Genomic DNA, 21,422 nt, shown 5'->3' with positions numbered 1-21,422 from the left:
TGCACAAAAATACAAAAAAATACAACTATTATCCCAAAACCACACAAAACATTGACTAACAAGTATATAAAACAACAAAACAATCTTTTTAGAGATGGAAAAATTATCCAACGAGGGGATAAATCGTCCAAAAGAGGGAATAAATTATCCAATTGGGCAAATCTGGACTATTTACTCCCTTGTTGTTTGAAAATCGTTTCATATTTGTAACCGAAACAAAAGCTACCCGGGCAGCGTTATTAAAAAACTCCGAAAATAATGAAACGATTTTTTTTATATGCTGTAGCAATTGCTGCTTTATGCAGCGCGTGCGAAACAGAAGACGAAACATTCGCAACAGAAACAACCAACCTACCGAATGCCTTGTACCACGCAAAAGGTGTTGAGGCAAACGATTACCAAACCTATCAAAGCATTTTAAACAGCTTTGTGTACAACAATGAACAAACGCATCAAGAAAACCTGTTGCTGTTTGAACAGCACGTAAACCGCCAAATGCTTAACTACGTGCCACAAGAAGCCTATGTAAACGAAACGATAGATAATGAGCAATTGTTGATATTAGAACAAGCAGATAAAGATTTTATAGAACAATTGGTTTATAGCAATGAAACAAAACAAGCAATTTACACTTTAGTAAGTAACCAGTTTAACAGTGATATATTGCAATTGATTACAAATGAAAACGAGCGCCACTTAGTAGAAACCCTACTTGCATTACACAGCAATGGTAACGGAAATGATGATGATTTTTGGAATGATAAAAGAAGTATTGCATTTGCGTATGGCGCACAATACAGCTTTACACAAGCGGTATTGTATGCCGGAGCAATAGAGCTTAAAAAAAGATAATGACAAACTCTGTATGCGTTTAAAACGCATACAGAGTTGAAAAATAACCAAACCCTAATAAAAATTTGTTTCGGAGAGCCGGTAGTCGCGAATACTGTTTTTACGAAAACAAATTAACCCCCCGATTACAGCGGTTGACCTGTAAAACTATTTTTTTAACCCGCAGTTTATAAAACAATAAAAACAAAACTGCATAATTTTATTTAAAATGAAAAGAATTAAAAATTTAACTTTAGGAGTTATTGCAGCAACAATTTTATCTTTAGGTTTGTATGCTTGTAGTGATGATAATGGTAGTCTAGCTGAAAAAAATACAGTTGTTGAGAACAATTCTGTATCAGAAACGCAAATGACTACTAATTTTAAAATGAAATATGGCAATTTTACATATGAAGTAATAAATGAGAATTTATTCCATATTATTGATGGATCTAATGGAGTACACCCTGTAACATATACTTCAAACACTAATTTAACTTTACTAGAAATTTCCGACACAGAAGCTATTTTATTTGAAGAGAGTTTACAAAAGGAATATGCAAGGTTAAAAATAGTTGATGTTAGTGGTGATTTAGCCTATATGGATGTAGTTTTTCACAATGGAATGGTACTTAGTAATATTGAAGTTCCTAAAGCGGTACTTGGTTGGGGTAAATGGATTCCTGCTATAAAAGAAATCATTGAAGGAATTTTTGATTATATTAGTGGTGGAGATACCGCTTTACCTGAAATGGTTATCTATGACATGAAGGATTGTTATAGAAATCATATGATAGCAATGCAGAACTGTGTTGGTGGTTCAGTTTCTTTAATAGCAGACCAATCGACAGGACAATGCTCTATAGGAAATTGTGTACGCTAAAACATAAATTAAATATGTTTTCATAAGTTTGTTCGCATAATAAATGTGAACAAACTTTATAGTTAATTTTTATGTTTAAGTCTTTAAAGAATAAAAAAGAAAACTGGATTTTATTTGTTGCACCTATTTTATATGTTATTGGAACACTATTAACAATAACTTTACAGGTAGAAACAGAAGTAAATATTAATTTATCAAGAATTATTACAGCAATAATTTTAGCTCCCTTTATAGAAGAATTTACATTTAGATCATTTTTTATAAAGAAATTTAGAATTATTAGTATAGTACTTTTGGTATTTACAATTGCTTTTTTTAAAAATCATATTTTTAATACATCTCTGTTAATAGTATTATTGACTTTTATTGCTGCACAATACTATAAAAATAAATTTTGGTATCTAAAAGTGATTATTATACTTAATTCACTTTTATTTTCTACTGTTCATCTTAGTTTAAATGAAATATTCGATTCTAATTATATTGGATTATTCTTTACTCGTTTTTCACTTGGATTATTTTTAATATACATAGTTTTAAATTTTAATATATGGAAAGCGATAGGATTACATCTTGTAATTAATTCCATAATGGTTGGATTAATGATTTTTATGAGTTATTATTTAGTCAAATCTAATAATCATAAATTTACTATTCATTCCAAAAACAGCATCATTAAATGGCAACCAAAATTTAATATTAAACAAAAAACTGTAATTTATAAATACAGTAGAGATACTTTGTTTATTTACAATACGACTTTAAATCATATCAATAAAAAATTTAATTCAAATTGTATAGAAACTCAAGTGGACTTACCTTTTGTCTACTATGATATATCTATTATACAGAGTGATAAAAATTATACAAATATTCCATGTTTAGTTAACAAAGATGTCAATTATCGGTTATTTGATAGTTACTAAAAAATATATGAAATGAAAAAGACTTTTCTAATACCCAATTGCGCGGATTTGCAATCCGTTCGGTAAATAAAAAGAAAAGAAGTTCACTGAAATAAAAGTGAAGTATGTCAACAAAGTATAAATCAACAGACCCCCGCTGCGCAAAGTCTCCCGACTTTGAGCACCCAGGCTGTGTTGTATGCCGGGGCAATAGAACTTATAAAAAGATAATGACAAACTCAGCGTTTAAAACGCTGACAGAGTTAAAAAATAACCAAACCATTATAAAAATTTGTTTCGGAGAGCCGGTAGTCGCGAATACCGGTTTTACGAAAACAAATTAAACCCCCGATTGCAGAGGGATACCTGCAAAAACTTATTTTTAACCCGCAGTTTATAAAACAATAAAAACAAAACTGCATAATTTTATTTAAAATGAAGAATTTTAAAAAAATTACTTTAGGGCTTTTAACAGCAACAATTTTATCTTTAGGTTTGTATGCTTGTAGTGATGACGATGTTACAACAGCAAACACTACAACAGAGCAGACTGTAATGGCTGTTAACAAGATTAGCTACTTACGTAATTCAACAGATTTAGTTAGCGACCTATTTTTTAATCTAGGTGTAGAAGAAATTGAAGTTGTAGAAAGTTTGTACAAGCTAAAGACTTTTAAACATTTTAATTTTAGAGGCATTAATTATGACATGCAAAACTTCAACTTTGTTATTCAAAATGATGTAATATATTTAAATAATAGAATTGGTTTATCTTTAGTTACAGATGAATTAGTTATTGATGGAGAATTTAAAGAATTAAAGAGTGAAGATTTTTCTAATATTGAAGTTGGGATACTTTCAATGATAAAATATGAAGTACTATTATCTGTAGATAATAAAATAAGCTCAACCAAAAGAAAAACTCCTATCAACATTGGAGCTCCATGTAGCTTTAATAACACTTATTATTGTATAGGTTTTGGTCTTACAAATAGTGCTGCTCAAGCAGATTGTGAAGCAACATTTTTAGGTAGCGAAGCAGCAGGTGATTATATTGGTTGTGAGGTAATTGGTAAAAAAGAACCTGTAAGTGGAACTTTTGGCTTATTTTGGGCAATAACTTTATGTTGTGGTTAATTTAAATTATATAAAAAATGGGAAAGTTATCTGGAATTGAAATAATTATTTATATTATTATATTCATTTTAATAATTGTTATTTTATTACGCAAATTTTTAAAAAAATAAAATTTACCGCTTTATCCCGCTGCGCAAAGTCTCCCGACTTTGAGCAGCGGGGTAGATACAGCAATTGTAGTTGCAGAAAAAGTTTTGGAATTTATAAAAGAAACTAAATAAAAACCAAGTTCTCAGGCTAAATAGCTTGAGAACTTTTCTAAAATTTAAAAACATGAAATTTAAACTTATTTTTATTTTTTTACTTTTTTTAGTTGGTAATGTAGGAACTGCCCAAACCAAATTATTACAAAAATTTGTAAAATGGCGTATTGATGAAAAAACAAAATATAACATTTTACCATGCTATTACGTAAATCAAAAAAACGGTCGTAAAGTTTTTATCCTTGAAATGATACATATTAACAAACCAGAATTTTATCAAAAAGTAAAACATACTATAGATTCTTTGCGTGCCGATGGTTATGTTGTTTTTTACGAAGGTGTTAGGGATGCTAAAAAAGCAAATGAACTATATGACAGAAAATTTCGTAGAATTACCCATTATTCTTTAATGAGTTATAATGATGAAGCAAATGAAGTAGATAATAAAAAATTTGGTATTAAAGGATATGTTTACCAAAACGATGTTGATTATGGTGTTAATAAGGATATTGATATAAATTGTGATTTAAGTATTAAAGAATTAGTAGATCAATACGAAGAAAAGTTCGGAGAAGTTGTTTTAACAGATTGCGATACTAATACACCTATGGGCAAAAAATATAAGTGTAGCAAAAAAGACAAAAAAGGTACCGATTATATGATACTTACTTTACGTGATAGACACCTTGTTAATGAAATAGAAAGGAGTACATTAGATAAAATAGTTGTTGTTTATGGCGCCCAACATTCTTATGCGATCTCAAGAAAATTTAGGAGTTCAGAAGTATGGAAGTCTGTGTATTTAGGAGATTTAATACCAAATTATCATAATTTTTATAGATAGATACACTAACCCGCTGCGCAAAGTCTCCCGACTTTGAGCAACAATAAGAAACATTAAAAAATGAAAGAAGACTACACTATAAAAGACCAAGAAAAACTCAGGACCATGGACATGTGCATTGGGTACTGTAGCTGTTGCGGCTACACATACAAAATGTATAAAAGAAGCCCAAGAAGATTATAATGATTGCTTAAAAGGTTACTAAAAGAATGAAAAATAAAATTCAAATATATTCCATAATAGTTATATTAATATATTTCTTACCAAAGTTGTTTAAAATAAAAGGATTTAATGAAAACATATGGTATGATATTATTTGTTTTAGCTTAATTATTACTTTAGCTTTTTTTGAATCAAAAAAACTTATACAATTTGACAAATTAAATAATACTAATAAATTTAAGCAAAGAATACTATTAGTAATTGCAGCATTAATTGTGCTTATAGCTGTTAAAATATTTTTATAAAGACACTAAACTGTTAGAGTTTTCAGAAAGATATTTCCCCACGCTGGCTCGAGCATCTTGCTCGTGCAATAAACCTATTGAACTTTGGTCTTTAAAAGTTTTTGTACAAAAATTAAATTACATTTATAACAATCCTGTTACATCTGGATTCGTAACAAACCCTGTCGATTGAAATATAGTAGTGCAAGAAATTATGGTAATAAAGATCATACTTTCCTTGAAATTGATAAAAATTAAAAAGCATGAATGAAAATTTTATGAATAAGCACGAGCAAGATGCTCGCGACAGCAAAGGGGTAGTATTTTTTATGGATAAAAATAAATTATTAGTAATTTTAATTACATTGGTAATCTACTTTATGTTTGCATATATAATATATTATTATTTTGATGTTTGGCAAGTGTTTATTGTGTCTGCTATTTTAGCATTTTTTCAGTCTCGAAATATACTTAAAAAGTATTAATCTAATTTCTTCAATTTCTGCTTGATTAGACTGTATGATAAAAACTAAAACATAAAATTGTATTATCCCTTAATAATATCTCAGACGATTACTACTATTTGTACAAACCATAGTTATCGTGGGGTTTTTCTTGGTCTTTAAAAGTTTTTGTACAAAAATTAAATTACATTCATAACAATCCTGTTACATCTGGATTCGTAACAAACCCTGTCGATTGAAATATAGTAGTGCAAGAAATTATGGTAATAAAGATCATACTTTTCTTGAAATTGATAAAAATTAAAAAGCATGAATGAAAATTTATGAATAAGCACGAGCAAGATGCTCGCGCCAGCAAAGGGGATGATTTAATAACACGGGGAAGTTTTAATGTTTAATAAACAGGCATGTTTTTGTATTAAAACACATTAGGTTTTAGGTAAAACCATGTGTGCAATCTTAAAAAAACACACGTGATTTTTGTATAAACAACGTATATATATTATTACAAATTATAAAAAAAATGAAAAAAATCCTACCATACATATTAGCCGTTTTAGGCATCTTTTTAATAATAATTGGTGTAATTTACAGTTAATAAAAACGCCTGCTTTCAACAAGGAAAACAGGCGTATTAAAATTTTATAGCACAATGTTATGCTTTGTTTCTATTCAGTTTACTGTGTTTTTTGCTGTAAGCAAAATAAATTATTAAACCTATACCTAACCAAATAGCTAAACGTTCCCAGCTTTCAATAGGCAACGATGCCATCATTACCAAACAAACAATAATTCCTAAAATAGGCACTACGGGCACAAATGGTGTTTTAAAAGGGCGTTCAATATTGGGTTGTGTTTTACGCAATACCAAAATGCCTATACAAACCAATGTAAATGCAAACAAAGTACCTATACTTACCATGTGGCCTAAATCAGACACTGGTACAAAACCTGCAAAAATGCTTACAAATACCATAAAAATTAAATTGGTTTTCCAAGGAGTTTGGCGTTTTGATAGTTCTGAAAACATTTTTGGCAATAAACCATCTTTACTCATAGAATAAAACACACGGCTTTGCCCCAATAACATTACTAAAATTACCGATGTGTACCCTGCAATAATGGTTACAATTAATGCGGTGTTTAAAAAGTGATATCCGGTTTTGGCAAATGCTGTTGCTACGGGTTTTGCGTCGTTTTTAAATAGTAAGTAGTTTTCTAAACCGGTTAAAACATAAGCAAATAAAACGTATAATGCAGTACAAATTACTAAAGAGCCAATAATACCAAAAGGCATTCCTTTTTTGGGATTTTTAGCTTCTTGGGCAGCGGTACTCACAGCATCAAACCCAATAAAAGCAAAAAACACTACTCCGGCTGCACGCATAATACCACTCCACCCGTATTGCCCAAAATATTCACTTGATAAAAATGCCGAAAAAGATAATTCACCACTTTTAACCATTTCTTCACCCACATTTGTAGGAATAAAAGGATCGTGGTTGCTAGGGTCAACAAATTGCCACCCTAAGGCTATAAATATAATTACTACCGAAACTTTTAAAATAACCAAAATGTTATTCACGCGTGCCGATTCTTGTGTACCACGCATTAATAAAAGCGATAACAAACAAACAATTATAATTGCAGGTACATTAATTACGCCGCCTTCAAATGGCCCTTTTAGCATTTCTATAGGTAATTCTAAATGAAAAATCTTGAGTAATTCATTAAAATACTGCGACCAACTTACAGCTACTGTTGCACTTGCTAAAGCATATTCTAATACCAAATCCCAGCCAATAATCCAAGCAATAAACTCGCCCATAGTAGCATAAGAATACGTGTAGGCGCTACCTGCCACAGGCAACATAGAAGCAAACTCGGCATAACACAAACCTGCAAACGCGCAACCTAAAGCAGCAATTATAAACGAAATAGCCACTGCTGGCCCTGCATTATCGGCAGCGGCAATACCTGTTAACGAAAACAAACCAGCACCAATTATGGCACCAACACCCAAAGCTACTAAACCCCAAGAACCTAAGGTTTTTTTAAGCGTTCCTTCGCCTTGTTCATTTGCTTCGGCAATTAAAGATTCAATAGATTTTTTAGAAAATACACCCATATGATCTATTTTTATGTTAATTGTTAAAATTTACTTAAAACCAAATATAGGTATTTTTAAACTACAAAAAATAAAGTTTTTAAAATTTTAATTTTAGTAAGGCTTAAACTAAGTAAAAGTAAAAAAAGAGAAAATAAAAAAACCTTCATTGCTGAAGGTTTTAAAGTAGAGGCATCTAGCGGATTCGAACCGCTGTAGTCGGTTTTGCAGACCGGTGCCTAGCCGCTCGGCCAAGATGCCATTCTGTTAATGTGATTGCAAATCTACTACAAAAATTTAAAAATCAAAACCTAAAGTAAAAAATTATGCACGGTATTCTTCCATAACTATGGTAACTTGCTGAACATCACCACCTATTGGCGGATTTATTTTTGAAACTTCTAACAAAATTCGTGAAACCATAGGTAATTCATCAAAAACACGCACAATAATGCGTTTGGCAACGTGTTCTAATAATTTTGAACGTATGGCCATTTCTTCTTTCACAATTTTATTTAAATGTACGTAATCTACTGTATCTGCCAATTCATCGGTATCTGCCGATTTTCGTAAATCGGCTTTAATCTCTAAATCAACACGGTAATCCGACCCTATTTTTGCTTCTTCAACCAAACACCCATGATTTGTAAAAACACGAATGTTTGTTAAACGAATAATTCCCATCTTTTATAAATTTACATTGTAAAATTAAAGATTTATTTCGCTTTTAAATATATTTTTCACCATTATAGATTCATTAAAAAAATTTATAATCTAAAAACTATGTTACTATGTAGTTTTACAAACCAAAAATCAAACATTTTTTGATAAATTTGTATTCTTATATTCAAGAATATGACAACAAAAGAAAAATCACTGAATTTTATAGAGCAAATTATTGAAGATGATTTAAAAAATGGTTTGCCACAAGATAAATTACGCTTTCGTTTTCCGCCAGAACCTAATGGTTATTTACATATTGGTCACGCTTCATCAATTTGTTTAAATTTTGGTTTGGGAATTGATTATAACGCACCGGTAAATTTGCGTTTTGATGATACCAACCCCGCCAAAGAAGAACAAGAATTTGTTGATGCCATTAAGTACGATGTAGAATGGTTGGGCTTTAAATGGGATAAGGAAGTGTACGCATCTGATTACTTTCAAGAATTATACGATTGGGCCGTATTATTAATTAAAAAAGGCAAAGCGTATGTTGATAATTTATCGGCCGAAGAAATTGCAAAACAAAAAGGTACACCTACACAAGCCGGTGTAAATTCTCCAAATCGCGATCGATCGGTTGAAGAAAACCTTGATTTGTTTGATCGTATGAAAAACGGTGAATTTACAGAAGGTGCTTATATTTTACGAGCTAAAATTGATATGGCATCGCCAAATATGTTAATGCGTGATCCTATTATGTATCGTATCATTAACGCATCGCACCACCGTACCGGTACCAATTGGAACATTTACCCTATGTATGATTGGGCGCATGGCGAAAGCGATTATATTGAACAAATTTCGCACTCGTTTTGTACGCTTGAATTTTTACCACACCGTGAATTGTACGATTGGTTTTTAGATCAAATTTACGACGATACTAAAGTTAGACCAAAACAGCGCGAATTTGCACGTAGAAATCTTTCGCACACTGTAGTATCAAAACGTAAATTATTGCAGTTAGTAAACGAAAAACACGTAACTGGTTGGGACGATCCGCGTATGAGTACCATTTCGGGTATGCGCCGCCGTGGGTACACACCAGCTGCTATTCGCAATTTTGCCGATACCATTGGTATTGCTAAACGCACTAATTTAATAGATGTTTCGTTACTAGAATTTTGTGTACGCGAAGATTTAAACAAAATTACAGATAGGGTAATGGCTGTTTTAGATCCTGTAAAATTAGTTATTACAAATTATCCTGATGGTCAGGAAGAATGGTTAGATGCAGAAAACAACCCAGAGGCAGAAGAATTAACCTTTAGAAAAGTTCCGTTTAGTAAAGAACTTTTTATTGAACGTGATGATTTTAAAGAAGATGCCGATAAAAAGTTTTTCCGTTTAACTTTAGGAAGAGAAGTACGTTTAAAAAATGCATACATTATTAAAGGCGAAAGTGTTGTTAAAGATGCGAACGGAAACATTACTGAAATACATGTTACTTACGATGCCGATTCAAAATCGGGTAGTGGTACCGAAGCATCAAAACGCAAGGTAAAAGGAACCATCCATTGGGTGTCTATTCCGCATGCTGTTGAAGCCGAAGTACGTATTTACGACCGTTTATTTACCCACGAAAACCCCGATGGCAATAAAGATGTTGACTTTAAAGAATACATTAACCCAAATTCGTTAAACGTAATTACCGGTTATGTAGAACCTAGTTTAAAAACAGCTGTAAATGGTGATAAATTTCAGTTTCAACGTTTAGGTTATTTTGCCGTTGATAAAGATTCTAATGCAAATAAATTGGTATTTAATAAAACAGTAGGCTTGCGTGATACGTGGGCTAAATTAGAAAGTAAAGAGTAAATTCTCAATAAAAAAAACCTTTCAGTTTTAATGTACTGAAAGGTTTTTTTAGTTTAAACAACACGTAAACGTTCTTCTTCTAAATCTAATTGATACAATTGTTCACGTATAATACTTTCGTTTATTAAAGGATCTTTGTTAAGTTCTACTAGATAATTTCGTTGTTTTTCAATCATTTCTAAAAAGATAGTTTTTGTACGTTCGTTCATCCAAGTATCTGCTTCGGTAACTTTAATACGTTCTTCCCAATGTTGAATAAATTTTGCCATAGATTCATTTCCTTGCCATTCGGTATCATACTTATGTTTTAAAAATTTATGAACCTCTTGTTTTAGGCCAATTTTCATTTGTCTACGGGTTTCGTCTTCGCGTTCTTCATCAATAAAACTATCAAATAATTTGGTTTTTTTAATTAAAATAGGCAGCGTTAACCCTTGAACTACCAATGTTAACAAAATTGCCACAAACGTGATAAAAAGTATTAAATTTCTATGAGGAAAAAAAGCTCCGTTATCTAATTTTAAAGGTATAGCAAGCGCAGCAGCTAACGAAACCACACCACGCATGCCTGTCCACCCTAAAAGTAGGGGCATTGCTAATCTGCGTTTAAACGATGAAGCGTGCGGTAATTTTTGACGTCTAAAAATATAAGTAAACACCAAAGCGCCATAAGAACTAATAATTCGCGCTAGAATTAAAACAGCAGTTACCAAAACACCGTAACCTATAGCTTCGTTCATTGGAATTCCATCGGCATATAAGCCTGCAGTAACTTCGGGTAGTTCTAAACCTATTAATAAAAAAACGATTCCATTTAGTAAAAAAACAAAAATTTCCCAAACGTTTAAACCTCTTAATCGGCTGGCGCTGTTTAAAAAAGTTAATCTTTTTTGCGACATTAACAAGCCACCAGCTACAACCGCTAAAACACCCGATGCATGAGCTTGTTCTGCAATCCAATACATAAAATAGGGCGATATAAGCGTAAAAGCAATATCAGAACTGGTGTCGGTTGGTAAACGTTTGTGTGCTTGAATAAAAATCCAAGCGGCTATTAAACCAATACCTAATCCGGCTAAAACCATCCATAAAAAACCCGAAATAGCATCTTGCCAAATAAATTGCCCTGTACCTACAGCAATTAAAGCAAATCGGAAAATAATTAGTGACGATGCATCATTTAATAAACTTTCACCTTCTAGAATAGCAGCTGTAGATTTTGGTATTTTAACAAATTTCATAATAGCCGATGTACTAACTGCATCGGGTGGTGAAACAATTCCACCTAATAAAAAACCTATTGCTAACGTAAAACCTGGTATAAAATAATTGGTAACAACCGCTACCGATAAAGCCGTAAAAAAAACAACCAAAAAGGCATAACTTGTTATAATACGCCACCATTTGCGCATTTCTTTTAATGAACTAGCCCAAGCAGCTTCAAACAACAAGGGAGGTAAAAATATAAAGAATATTAAATCGGGATCTATAATTACAAAAGGCATTCCTGGTATTATACTTACTAATAAACCACCTACAACTAATAAAATAGGGTAGGCTATTTTTAGCCTTTTGGCAAGCATAGTTAACAAAACAATACTTGCAATCATTGCCATAAAAAAAGGTAATTGATTGTGCATTAATGATTACTGTTTTAAAAATTTTTTGGAATTTTTTAAATATATTAAATGATCTTTTAAAATACTAAAATAAGCATAAATTTAACTGATTTTTACGCATATTTTAATCTTTTTTTATGTTAAAACGATTGTTTTGTTAAAATTTGTTAAATAAACAAGTTTAGTAAATAAAAAGCCAACTTTCATATGAAAGTTGGCTTTAAAATTGTTTTTTATGTGTTTTTAAACTTCGTCTAAAACTTCATCGGTTAATCGGTAGGGTGCTTCTTCGTCAAACTCACCTTCCCATTTTGCAATAACAACGGTTGCTAAACAGTTACCAATAACATTTACCGATGTACGTGCCATATCCATTAACTCATCTATTCCTAAAATAGCTGCAATAATAAAAACGGGTAATCCAAATTGTTCAGCAGTAGCAATAAGCACAATTAACGAAGCACGAGGCACTGCAGCAACCCCTTTTGAAGTAATCATTAATGTAAAAGCTATGGCTAATTGCTGGCCAATACCTAAATTCATACCTGCTGCTTGTGCTACAAAGATAGATGCAAGTGAAAGGTATAACGATGTTCCATCTAAATTAAAACTATAACCTGTAGGTATTACAAACGATACAATTTTACGTGGAACACCAAATTTTTCCATAGCACTCATTGCCTTTGGTAAAGCAGCGTCGGAACTAGTTGTTGCAAATGCAATAGAAACAGGTTCTTTAACTGCGGCTAAAAACTTTTTAACCGGTATTTTTAAATATAACATTATAGGAACAAAAACCAATAGTATAAAAAGAATCAATGCCAAATAAAGCGATCCTAATAACATAAAAAGATTTTTTAATATATCAACTCCTAAATGCCCAACGGTGTATGCCATTGCTGCACCAACACCAATAGGGGCAAAATACATGATAATATTTGTGAATTTAAACATGGTTTCAGACAAACTTTCGGTAAAATCTACCAAAGGTTTTCGTTTTTTTTCTTCAACCATTGCAAGACCAATTCCAAAAATTACCGAAAAAACCACTACTTGTAACACTTGGTTTTCAAACATTGATTTCACTACATTTTCTGGAAATAAATCGTAAATAAAATGAGTAAATTTATAAACACCATGAACATGTTCGGGTAATTTTTCTAAAGCAGTATCTACATTCTTAGGTGCTGGTAATTCTTCTTGTGGCATATTTTGTAAGTTAATACCACTACCTGCTTGGGTAATATTAATAACTGCTAAACCAATAAAAATGGCACACGATGTAGCACAAAAAAAGTACAACATTGATTTCCATGCCATACGTCCTACTTGTTTTAAATCGGAATGACCTGCAATTCCGTACACCAAAGTTGCAAAAATAATTGGCGCTACTATGGTTTTTACCAATTTAATAAAACCTTTGCTTAAAGGTTGTAAGGCAACGGCTACGTTAGGAAAATCAATTCCTACAAAAACGCCTAAAATCATACAAGTAATAATCCACGTTGTAAGATTTTTTTTATACAAACCATTAATTATTAAAACAATAGCTACTGCCCAACGAACAAAAATCATAAAATTTTCTGAAACAGCAATAATATCAAATTCGTATAAAAGGGTGGTAATTATTGCAAGTGTTATAAAAATGGTAGTAAAAAGGGCTATTTTGCTTTTAAACATGTGTAAAGTGTAAAATGTTGAAAAGCAAATATAAATAGATTTTTTGGGGATATTAAACTACTTACTATTAAATTTTAACCGGTTATTAACACATAACTGCAATTTAATATGTATCTTTAGGTTGATTATACTAACCTTAAATATCAAATTATTATGGGAAAAACTGGGAATACATTAGTAGCAATTTTGGCAGGTGCAGCTGTAGGTGCAATTGCAGGAGTTTTATTAGCACCAGATCAAGGGCAAAAAACAAGAAAAAAACTTTCAGATGGGTTTAAATCTGGTGCCGATGATTTGAATTCTAAAATGGACGATTTAAAAAATCAGGTTAAAAGCTTAATTTCATCAAAAAAAGCAAATTTTGAAGCTACAATTGATGGATTGGTACATAAAGCCGATGATAAAAAAGAAGATGTTATTGCTAGCTTAGAGCGCAAATTAGCCGAATTAAAAAGTCAGGCTGCAAATGGTGTTGACAAAGCTAAAGAAGCAACTAACAAAACAGCAGATATTATTAAAACTGAACTTAAATAATTGACTGCTTTGGATGAAGAACTAAAAAATAATCTTGATAATTTAAAGTCTGAAGCTAAAACTTTTTTAGATGCCAATGTAGATTATTACACTTTACTTGGATTTAAAATTGCAACCAAAACTACCAGCTTTATATTAAAAATTTTTGCATTAAGTTTATTTGCTGTTTTATCGTTATTTTTTCTATCATTTGCTGCCGCTTTTGCAATTGGTAATGCGTTACAAAGCATAACATTTGGCTTTTTAATTGTAGGCGCTTTTTATATTGTAATTTCTATTGTTTTGTACAGTGTTAGAAAAAGTTTAATAGACATTCCAATTCTTAAAAAGTTTTCTAAAATATTTTTTGATTAATTAAAATGAAAACAGTCTACACATCATACGAAGAAATTGATAAAGAGCTTGAAATTCGTAAACTTGAGCGCGAAATTAGCTTTAGAAAATTAAGTAAAAATGCCGATGATATTTCGCAATTTTTTACACCAGCCAATTTTATAAAAGGTGGTTTGCTAACTTTAGGTTCTAATTTAAGTCATTCTAAAGAAATTAAAACTTTTGTTTTATCAACTTTAATGAATTTTATGATTAATAAATTCATAAAAAGAAAATAACACTGCTTTAAAGCAGTGTTATTTTTTATTTTTAAATTAAAATAATACCTAAACTTTTCCTATAACATACATGTTTTCAAGGGTAGGTGAGTTTGCACCGCCAGCTTTTTCTAAAGTTATTGCAAAGTTTTCTGCATTATTTATGGTAGCTAGTACAGTTTTAGCATCGTTTTTTTGTGCATATAAACCTGCACTTACGGGTTTACCATTTACTATAGCCCATAATTGATATTGCATGCCTTTTGGTGGTTGCGGCAAACTTACAGCGTGTAAATAAACTTCTTTTGTTGTTTTATTCCAAAATACCATTGCCTTAGCAGTAGGGTATTTTTCTACACCATTTAAAACAATTGTTTGCATATTTGGGTTTGAAACTAAGTTCCATTTATTTTCAATTTGCTTATACGCATTTGTTTGTAATGTAAGCTGTACATTTAAATTATTAATTTGATTTTGCTGCTGTTTTTTAAACTGATACCAAAAAAAGTTAGTTCCTAAACTTATTAGCAATAAAACCGATGCGGCTGCTACCCATTTTTTTACTACTAAATCAATAATTGGTTTTTCCGCTATTTTAGTTGTTTGACTATTAGCTGTTTGGTTTTTTGGTAACGTAATTTCGTTTGTATTTTGTTGTTGTAACTTTTGCCAAATTTTTCCTTTTAAATCGCTAGGTGGAGTAATGGCTTGTAAAGTTGTAAAATCTTCAAGCGTTTTTTGAATTTCATCAAAAGCAAGCCTTACCTCTTCATTATTCTTCATAACACATTCCAAAATAGCTGCTTCTTCTTTTGTTGCATTACCAAGAATATATGATTCTATAATTCCAGACGATATGTATTCTTTTGTATTCAAAATATTAATATTCTTTAAGTAAATCTTTTAATGTTAACAGGGCATTTCTAATTTTTGTTTTTACGGTACCTAAGGGTATTTTTAATTTTTCAGAAATTTCAACCTGTGTAAAACCTTGGTAATAAGCCAAAACAATTAATTGCTTTTTTTCGTCATCTAATTTATCTAAAACTTTATCAAATCCAATAAAATCGGTTTGCTTACTAGTAACTTCCTCTTTAATAGCATATACGACATCTGTAACCGGTTGGTTTTTTAAATGGTTTTGAAATGATTTCGATTTTAAATAATCAATTGCAGTGTGGCGCGCAATATTAATCATCCAGGTGTATAAACGCCCTTTAGAATTGTTGTATTGATCAATACTGTTCCAAATTTTCACAAATACATCTTGTATAATTTCTTCGGTATATTCTTTTGATAATACAATGCGCAAAATTACTCCATACAAAGCACCGCTGTAGTGGTCGTATAAGTAATTAAATGCCGTTTCGTTTTTTTGTTTTAATAAAACGATAAGATCTTCTTCTGTATAAATAGCTTTAATAAACGTAATTTTTTTTCAAAAATAGTCAATTTAAAACGATACGAAACATCCAAACTAAAAATTAAATCGTAAATAATTAAACAATTAAAGCCAAATAATTATGCAAAAGCATTTTCATAAAATTATTTACGCAATTATATTTTTAACGTTACAAAGTGGTTTTGCACAAGAGCAACTTTATAAAAAAGCAAATCCATATTATTCGCGTACAGCTGTTAACGTTTTAAACGTATCAAATACAGAATGGAAAAAAATTCTTTCAAAACCATTGTATCAAGTGGCACGTGAAGGTGCAACAGAACGTGCCTTTACAGGAAAATATTACAAACACAACAAAAAAGGTGTTTACTATTGTGCTGTTTGTGGCAATGCTTTATTTTTTTCAACAGCAAAATTTGCTTCAACATGTGGTTGGCCATCTTTTTACGAACCTGTACGTGCAAATAGTGTACACTATAGAAAAGATTTTTCATATGATATGGAACGTACCGAAGTACTTTGTGCTAGATGTGAATCGCATTTAGGTCATATTTTTAATGATGGTCCTTTGCCTACTGGTAAACGTTTTTGCATGAATTCTATTTGTTTACAGTTTGAACCTTTAACTAATTAAAAAACTTTTTTAAAAAAAATCACAATTATAAAATCCAAACAAAAAATTAACTCGTAAATAATTATACAAACAAATTATTAACAAAAAATAAAATAGAAATGAAAATTAAAACTACAATTGCAGTATTTGTTTTAGCAGCTTTAACATGTACTTTTAACGCAACCGCACAAAAAATGAACGAAAAAACAGTAATGGTAGGTGGTGCCCCAATGTATCCTTCTAAAAACATTATTGAAAATGCGGTAAATTCAAACGATCACAAAACATTAGTTGCTGCAGTAAAAGCAGCAGGTTTGGTTGAAACATTACAATCTAAAGGTCCGTTCACCGTTTTTGCACCAACTGATAAAGCTTTTGCTAAATTACCTAAAGGTACAATTGATCATGTTTTAAAGCCAGAAAACAAAGCTATTTTAACACAAATACTTACATACCATGTACTTGCTGGTAATTACAGCGCAGAAAAAGTATGGGAAGCTGTTAAAGCTAATAATGGTAAAGTTACCATGACAACTGTTGCAGGTGCACCATTAACTTTTTGGACAAAAGGTAAAAACCTTTATGCTACCGATGTTAAAGGCAACAATGCCAAAGTTACAATTGCAAATGTTAATCAATCTAACGGCGTTATACATGTTATAGACACAGTTTTAATGCCATAAAATTTAGTATTATGAAAAAAGCAGTTATTTCTGTATCTAATGCACAAACCACATTAGATACCAATCGCAGAGATTTTTTAAAACTAAGCGGTGTTACTTTAGCTTTAGCTTCACTTACATTAGTTGGTTGCGATGATGATCCTGTAATGAATACAAACAACGTGTTTGATTTAGGTAAAGGCGATGTTGGTATTTTAAATTACGCATATGCTTTAGAACAATTAGAAGCCGACTTTTACACTAAAGTAGTGAACAACTTTTACGCCGGAATATCATCAAAAGAAAAACAACTTTTTACCGATTTATACCACCACGAAGTTATTCATAGAGACTTTTTTAAAGCCGCAATTGGTGCTGCAACAACTAATTTGTTGCCTAAGTTAGAATTTCAATATCCAAATGTAAATTTTAACGATCGAAATTCAGTTTTAGCAACCGCTAAAGCTTTAGAAGATACAGGTGTTGCAGCTTATAATGGTGCTGGCAAATACATATCTAACCCCGATTACCTTGTAATTGCTGGTAAAATTGTATCGGTTGAAGCGCGTCATGCTTCTACTATCAGAGATTTAATCAATCCATTATCAACCGATTTTTCTGGTGATGATGTGATCGATGCAAACGGTTTAGACCTTGCTAAAGAACCTAAAGAAATTGTTGGTGTTGCAGCAAGTTTTATTAAAACACCTTTTACTTGGATGGAACAAGGAATTCAATAATTAAAAGTTACAGCGTTATGAATATTTTACAAATTTTAGATAAGCTTTCCGATGATAAATTTTATTCTCAAAAAGCTTCACGATTTGATGCTTTAAATGGCATTACAAATTTTAGTAAAAAAGCTGCATTGGCTGCAATTCCATTAGGATTAGGTAGTTTATTAACTACAAAAGCAAATGCAAACAACAGTACAACTTTTGCAAAAAGCAATTTATCAAATGCGTTACAATTAGCATTAACTTTAGAATATTTAGAAGATGAATATTACCGCATTGGGCTAGATGCTGCTGGTTTAATACCAAATAACGACCGTAGTGTTTTTATGCAAATTTCTAAACACGAAACAGCTCATGTTGCTTTTTTAAAATCGGCATTAACATCGTTAGGTGAAATTCCTATTGCTAAACCAACTTTCGATTTTACTGCAGGCGGAAATTTTAATCCCTTTACAGATTATAATCAATTTTTAATACTAGCACAAGCCTTTGAAGACACTGGTGTACGCGCATACAAAGGACAAGCGGGTAATGTTATGGGAAACCAACAAATATTACAAGCCGCCTTACAAATACATGCTGTTGAAGCCAGACACGCTTCACAAGTACGCAGAATGAGAGGTAACAAAGGCTGGATTGAATTAGACAATGGCGGAAACATGCCTGCTGCAACAAATGCTGTTTACGCAAATGAAGATAATATAAACCAAGCTGGTTTTAACACATCAATGCTCTTTGGAAACGAAGCTGGTTCGGCAGCTTTTGACGAGGTTTTATCTGGATCAGACGCAACAACAATTGCATCGTTATTTATTGTATAAAAAATACAACTAATTATTCATAATTTTTATTTTTTAAGTGCATGGCACGCAGTTTATAATTGCGTGCCTTTTTATTTCAAATAAAAATATTTTAAATTATTCTTAATAAAATCGGTAATAGATTGAATATTTACGCAAACAACTTTTTATCTTTGACAAAAATAAAAAGAAGATGACAAAACCAGTACGCGTGCGATTTGCCCCAAGCCCTACCGGTCCGTTACACATTGGTGGTGTACGAACGGCTTTATTTAATTATTTATTTGCAAAAAAAAATAACGGTGTTTTTTATATTAGAATTGAAGATACCGACCAAAATAGATTTGTGCCTGGTGCAGAACAATATATTTTTGAAGCTTTACAATGGTTAGGCATTCAACCCGATGAAACCATTGGTGTGAACGAAAAATTTGGACCATACCGCCAAAGCGATCGTAAACACTTATACAAACAATACGCTTTAGAATTAGTACATAATGGCTTTGCTTATTATGCTTTTGATACTGCCGAAGAATTAGATACATTACGTAAAGATGCCGAAACCAACGGTAAAACCTTTACTTATAACCATACCGTACGCGAAATACTTAATACTTCGCTAAACATGACGCATGATGAATTAGAAGCGCGCTTGTTTAATAAAGATCCTTACGTAATTCGTTTTAAAATGCCTATCGATGAAAAATTAACTATTAACGATATGATTCGTGGCAATGTAAGCTTTGATACTTCTTTGTTAGATGATAAAGTATTGTATAAGTCCGATGGTATGCCAACGTATCATTTAGCAAATATTGTTGACGATCATTTACAACAAACTTCACATGTTATACGTGGCGAAGAATGGTTGCCATCATTGCCTTTACATTTTTTATTGTATCGTTCTTTTGGATGGGATGCTCCTGAATTTGCACATTTACCACTAATTTTAAAACCTGTTGGCAATGGTAAATTATCTAAACGCGATGGTGATAAATTAGGTTTTCCGGTGTTTCCGTTAGAATGGATTAATGAATCAGGTGAAAAATCAATGGGATACCGCGAACAAGGCTTTTTCCCAGAAGCTGTTGTAAACTTTTTAGCTTTATTAGGATGGAACGATGGTACAGATAAAGAAATTTTTTCACTAAACGAATTAATCGAATCTTTTGATTTAAATCGTGTAAATAAATCGGGCGCTAAATTCGATCCTGAAAAAAACAAATGGTTTAACCACCAATATTTAATCAACAAATCAAACATCGATTTAGCACCTTACTTAAATCAAACTTTACAACAAAAACAATTAAATGTTAACAGCGAAACTTTATCAAAAGTAATTGCTTTAATTAAAGACCGCGCTAATTTAACAACTGATTTGTATGATTTATGTGATTATTTCTTTGAAGCTCCACAAACTTACGACGAAAAAGCATCAAAAAACTGGAAAGAAGAAACCACAACTTTAATGCACCAAGTAATTGATGTAATTAATTCGGTAGAAATTTTTGAAGCTAAACAACTAGAAAATATTCTAAAAACCTGGATTCAAGAAAATGAATTAGGTATGGGTAAAATTATGCAACCCCTTAGAATTTCAATGGTTGGATCTATGAAAGGACCTGATTTATTTGAAATTATTGAGGTTTTAGGCAAACAAGAAACCATTAATCGTTTACAGCACGCCATTGGTTTTTTTAAAAAAAATCAAATTTTAACAAATTAATATTTTGAAGTGTAAAAAAAAGTATTACTTTTGAAATGTGATTAACTATTGCCCAAGTGTTAATTACATTATGATATTTTTTTCATATCAACAACAACAATTTTTTTCTAAATTTTTCTAAATCCCATTCCCTAAAAATGGGATTTTTTTATTACATTAGCTATCTTATTATAACTCAATAAATTATGAAAAAAATTCTTTTCCTATTTTTTGCTGCAAGTGCTTTACTTTTTGCAGCTTGCGGATCTGACGAAAAAGACGATACACCTGCAAATACTAAAGAAGGTAAATGGGAACCAACAACCCTTGAACTTATAAAAGTTATAACTTTGTATAACTTAGAATATCCACACTCTGAAACGTGTCCAAAAGATTATTTAGAATTTAAAGCCAATAACAGTTCTATTTTTTACCGTCATGAAACTGGTGATTGTAAAATAACTGAATACCAAAATGCTTTTGTACAAACAGGTAATAATGTACAATTAAATGTATTAGGCAACCAAATATCGGGTACAATTGTTTCGCAAACCGAAACTTCTATGGTAATTGAAAGCGAAGTTACGGCTTACATACCAATTATTAAAACACAATTCCCTGATTACGAAAAATTTATACCTGTTTTGGAAGGCGGTACAGTTAAGTTAACCTTTGTAAAAATTTAAAACCAAAATCCTCTTTGTAAAAAGGGGATTTTT

23 protein-coding genes and 1 tRNA gene are annotated in these 21,422 nt (G+C 31.2%); 17 read left to right on the top strand and 7 right to left on the bottom strand.

Annotated elements, in window-relative coordinates:
- Positions 1–258 precede the first annotated feature (258 nt).
- From P3875_RS09425 to P3875_RS09390, 7 genes are all read left to right on the top strand, one after another.
- On the top strand, positions 259–852 hold the full coding sequence (locus P3875_RS09425; RefSeq protein WP_303443711.1) for a hypothetical protein: 594 nt from the start codon (positions 259–261) through the stop codon (positions 850–852).
- Positions 853–1,060: 208 nt separating this feature from the next.
- Positions 1,061–1,714: a hypothetical protein gene (locus P3875_RS09420; RefSeq protein ID WP_303443710.1), complete on the top strand. Its 654-nt coding sequence runs from the start codon at positions 1,061–1,063 to the stop codon at positions 1,712–1,714.
- A gap of 71 nt (positions 1,715–1,785) precedes the next feature.
- Positions 1,786–2,640: a CPBP family intramembrane glutamic endopeptidase gene (locus tag P3875_RS09415; protein WP_303443709.1), complete on the top strand. Its 855-nt coding sequence runs from the start codon at positions 1,786–1,788 to the stop codon at positions 2,638–2,640.
- A 414-nt stretch (positions 2,641–3,054) separates the two neighbouring features.
- Complete coding sequence (locus P3875_RS09410) at positions 3,055–3,756, top strand: hypothetical protein (protein WP_303443708.1); 702 nt, start codon at positions 3,055–3,057, stop codon at positions 3,754–3,756.
- A gap of 273 nt (positions 3,757–4,029) precedes the next feature.
- Positions 4,030–4,803 (top strand): hypothetical protein, encoded by a 774-nt coding sequence (locus P3875_RS09405; protein ID WP_303443707.1) that lies wholly within the window; start codon positions 4,030–4,032, stop codon positions 4,801–4,803.
- Positions 4,804–5,012: 209 nt separating this feature from the next.
- Positions 5,013–5,270, top strand: coding sequence for a hypothetical protein (locus P3875_RS09400; RefSeq protein ID WP_303443706.1), 258 nt, complete (start codon positions 5,013–5,015; stop codon positions 5,268–5,270).
- Positions 5,271–5,527: 257 nt separating this feature from the next.
- Positions 5,528–5,734 (top strand): hypothetical protein, encoded by a 207-nt coding sequence (locus P3875_RS09390; RefSeq protein ID WP_303443705.1) that lies wholly within the window; start codon positions 5,528–5,530, stop codon positions 5,732–5,734.
- Between the two features lie 634 nt (positions 5,735–6,368).
- Here P3875_RS09390 and P3875_RS09380 read toward each other — a convergent pair.
- The 3 genes from P3875_RS09380 to folB form a co-directional block, all read right to left on the bottom strand.
- Positions 6,369–7,841, bottom strand: a complete 1,473-nt coding sequence (locus P3875_RS09380; RefSeq protein ID WP_303443704.1) for an amino acid permease — start codon at positions 7,839–7,841, stop codon at positions 6,369–6,371.
- 169 nt (positions 7,842–8,010) lie between these two features.
- Positions 8,011–8,081 (bottom strand) — tRNA-Cys (locus P3875_RS09375).
- A 63-nt stretch (positions 8,082–8,144) separates the two neighbouring features.
- Positions 8,145–8,504, bottom strand: coding sequence for a dihydroneopterin aldolase (gene folB, locus P3875_RS09370; RefSeq protein WP_303443703.1), 360 nt, complete (start codon positions 8,502–8,504; stop codon positions 8,145–8,147).
- Between the two features lie 171 nt (positions 8,505–8,675).
- On the opposite strand from folB, the gene P3875_RS09365 reads away from it, so the two are divergent.
- Positions 8,676–10,361, top strand: coding sequence for a glutamine--tRNA ligase/YqeY domain fusion protein (locus P3875_RS09365; RefSeq protein ID WP_303443702.1), 1,686 nt, complete (start codon positions 8,676–8,678; stop codon positions 10,359–10,361).
- A 53-nt stretch (positions 10,362–10,414) separates the two neighbouring features.
- Here P3875_RS09365 and P3875_RS09360 read toward each other — a convergent pair whose 3' ends face one another.
- Together P3875_RS09360 and P3875_RS09355 are read right to left on the bottom strand one after the other, a co-directional pair.
- Positions 10,415–12,001 carry a Na+/H+ antiporter gene (locus P3875_RS09360; RefSeq protein WP_303443701.1) on the bottom strand — a complete coding sequence of 529 codons (1,587 nt, stop codon included), beginning with the start codon at positions 11,999–12,001 and terminating at the stop codon, positions 10,415–10,417.
- A gap of 222 nt (positions 12,002–12,223) precedes the next feature.
- Positions 12,224–13,660, bottom strand: a complete 1,437-nt coding sequence (locus P3875_RS09355; protein ID WP_303443700.1) for a dicarboxylate/amino acid:cation symporter — start codon at positions 13,658–13,660, stop codon at positions 12,224–12,226.
- A gap of 153 nt (positions 13,661–13,813) precedes the next feature.
- On the opposite strand from P3875_RS09355, the gene P3875_RS09350 reads away from it, so the two are divergent.
- Genes P3875_RS09350 through P3875_RS09340 form a run of 3 tightly spaced genes read left to right on the top strand, consistent with a single transcriptional unit; the run spans position 13,814 to position 14,805 of the window.
- Positions 13,814–14,194 carry a YtxH domain-containing protein gene (locus tag P3875_RS09350; RefSeq protein WP_303443699.1) on the top strand — a complete coding sequence of 127 codons (381 nt, stop codon included), beginning with the start codon at positions 13,814–13,816 and terminating at the stop codon, positions 14,192–14,194.
- A gap of 9 nt (positions 14,195–14,203) precedes the next feature.
- The gene (locus tag P3875_RS09345) at positions 14,204–14,548 is read left to right on the top strand and encodes a hypothetical protein (protein ID WP_303443698.1); all 345 of its coding nucleotides are present in this window, start codon (positions 14,204–14,206) and stop codon (positions 14,546–14,548) included.
- A 5-nt stretch (positions 14,549–14,553) separates the two neighbouring features.
- Positions 14,554–14,805, top strand: a complete 252-nt coding sequence (locus P3875_RS09340) for a DUF6327 family protein (RefSeq protein ID WP_303443697.1) — start codon at positions 14,554–14,556, stop codon at positions 14,803–14,805.
- Positions 14,806–14,853: 48 nt separating this feature from the next.
- On the opposite strand, the gene P3875_RS09335 is transcribed toward P3875_RS09340, so the two are convergent.
- Positions 14,854–15,660: an anti-sigma factor gene (locus P3875_RS09335; RefSeq protein WP_303443696.1), complete on the bottom strand. Its 807-nt coding sequence runs from the start codon at positions 15,658–15,660 to the stop codon at positions 14,854–14,856.
- Positions 15,661–15,664: 4 nt separating this feature from the next.
- Positions 15,665–16,111 carry an RNA polymerase sigma factor gene (locus tag P3875_RS09330; RefSeq protein WP_303443695.1) on the bottom strand — a complete coding sequence of 149 codons (447 nt, stop codon included), beginning with the start codon at positions 16,109–16,111 and terminating at the stop codon, positions 15,665–15,667.
- A 196-nt stretch (positions 16,112–16,307) separates the two neighbouring features.
- Between P3875_RS09330 and msrB the strand changes: the two genes are divergently transcribed.
- The 6 genes from msrB (at position 16,308) to P3875_RS09300 (ending at position 21,389) form a co-directional block, all read left to right on the top strand.
- Entirely contained in the window at positions 16,308–16,820 is a 513-nt protein-coding gene (gene msrB, locus P3875_RS09325) for a peptide-methionine (R)-S-oxide reductase MsrB (protein ID WP_303443694.1), read from the top strand.
- A gap of 98 nt (positions 16,821–16,918) precedes the next feature.
- Entirely contained in the window at positions 16,919–17,482 is a 564-nt protein-coding gene (locus P3875_RS09320; RefSeq protein ID WP_303443693.1) for a fasciclin domain-containing protein, read from the top strand.
- A gap of 11 nt (positions 17,483–17,493) precedes the next feature.
- Positions 17,494–18,201, top strand: a complete 708-nt coding sequence (locus tag P3875_RS09315) for a ferritin-like domain-containing protein (RefSeq protein WP_303443692.1) — start codon at positions 17,494–17,496, stop codon at positions 18,199–18,201.
- A 17-nt stretch (positions 18,202–18,218) separates the two neighbouring features.
- Entirely contained in the window at positions 18,219–19,019 is an 801-nt protein-coding gene (locus tag P3875_RS09310) for a ferritin-like domain-containing protein (RefSeq protein ID WP_303443691.1), read from the top strand.
- 172 nt (positions 19,020–19,191) lie between these two features.
- The gene (gene gltX / locus P3875_RS09305) at positions 19,192–20,724 is read left to right on the top strand and encodes a glutamate--tRNA ligase (protein ID WP_303443690.1); all 1,533 of its coding nucleotides are present in this window, start codon (positions 19,192–19,194) and stop codon (positions 20,722–20,724) included.
- Between the two features lie 185 nt (positions 20,725–20,909).
- On the top strand, positions 20,910–21,389 hold the full coding sequence (locus tag P3875_RS09300; RefSeq protein ID WP_303443689.1) for a hypothetical protein: 480 nt from the start codon (positions 20,910–20,912) through the stop codon (positions 21,387–21,389).
- The last annotated feature ends 33 nt before the right edge of the window (positions 21,390–21,422 follow it).

It is taken from the genome of Myroides sp. JBRI-B21084 (assembly GCF_030545015.1).
Taxonomy (GTDB): domain Bacteria; phylum Bacteroidota; class Bacteroidia; order Flavobacteriales; family Flavobacteriaceae; genus Flavobacterium.
This window is presented reverse-complemented; position numbering and strand designations above follow the sequence as displayed.

Bases quoted from the DNA above. Each gene is read 5' to 3' on its own strand.
- P3875_RS09340 (WP_303443697.1), top strand. From the start codon at position 14,554: ATGAAAACAGTCTACACATCATACGAAGAAATTGATAAAGAGCTTGAA.
- P3875_RS09405 (WP_303443707.1), top strand. From the start codon at position 4,030: ATGAAATTTAAACTTATTTTTATTTTTTTACTTTTTTTAGTTGGTAAT.
- gltX (WP_303443690.1), top strand. From the start codon at position 19,192: ATGACAAAACCAGTACGCGTGCGATTTGCCCCAAGCCCTACCGGTCCG.
- P3875_RS09310 (WP_303443691.1), top strand. From the start codon at position 18,219: ATGAATATTTTACAAATTTTAGATAAGCTTTCCGATGATAAATTTTAT.
- msrB (WP_303443694.1), top strand. From the start codon at position 16,308: ATGCAAAAGCATTTTCATAAAATTATTTACGCAATTATATTTTTAACG.
- P3875_RS09365 (WP_303443702.1), top strand. From the start codon at position 8,676: ATGACAACAAAAGAAAAATCACTGAATTTTATAGAGCAAATTATTGAA.
- P3875_RS09410 (WP_303443708.1), top strand. From the start codon at position 3,055: ATGAAGAATTTTAAAAAAATTACTTTAGGGCTTTTAACAGCAACAATT.
- P3875_RS09360 (WP_303443701.1), bottom strand. From the start codon at position 12,001: ATGCACAATCAATTACCTTTTTTTATGGCAATGATTGCAAGTATTGTT.
- folB (WP_303443703.1), bottom strand. From the start codon at position 8,504: ATGGGAATTATTCGTTTAACAAACATTCGTGTTTTTACAAATCATGGG.
- P3875_RS09315 (WP_303443692.1), top strand. From the start codon at position 17,494: ATGAAAAAAGCAGTTATTTCTGTATCTAATGCACAAACCACATTAGAT.
- P3875_RS09415 (WP_303443709.1), top strand. From the start codon at position 1,786: ATGTTTAAGTCTTTAAAGAATAAAAAAGAAAACTGGATTTTATTTGTT.
- P3875_RS09320 (WP_303443693.1), top strand. From the start codon at position 16,919: ATGAAAATTAAAACTACAATTGCAGTATTTGTTTTAGCAGCTTTAACA.
- P3875_RS09390 (WP_303443705.1), top strand. From the start codon at position 5,528: ATGAATAAGCACGAGCAAGATGCTCGCGACAGCAAAGGGGTAGTATTT.
- P3875_RS09355 (WP_303443700.1), bottom strand. From the start codon at position 13,660: ATGTTTAAAAGCAAAATAGCCCTTTTTACTACCATTTTTATAACACTT.
- P3875_RS09300 (WP_303443689.1), top strand. From the start codon at position 20,910: ATGAAAAAAATTCTTTTCCTATTTTTTGCTGCAAGTGCTTTACTTTTT.
- P3875_RS09400 (WP_303443706.1), top strand. From the start codon at position 5,013: ATGAAAAATAAAATTCAAATATATTCCATAATAGTTATATTAATATAT.
- P3875_RS09425 (WP_303443711.1), top strand. From the start codon at position 259: ATGAAACGATTTTTTTTATATGCTGTAGCAATTGCTGCTTTATGCAGC.
- P3875_RS09380 (WP_303443704.1), bottom strand. From the start codon at position 7,841: ATGGGTGTATTTTCTAAAAAATCTATTGAATCTTTAATTGCCGAAGCA.
- P3875_RS09350 (WP_303443699.1), top strand. From the start codon at position 13,814: ATGGGAAAAACTGGGAATACATTAGTAGCAATTTTGGCAGGTGCAGCT.
- P3875_RS09420 (WP_303443710.1), top strand. From the start codon at position 1,061: ATGAAAAGAATTAAAAATTTAACTTTAGGAGTTATTGCAGCAACAATT.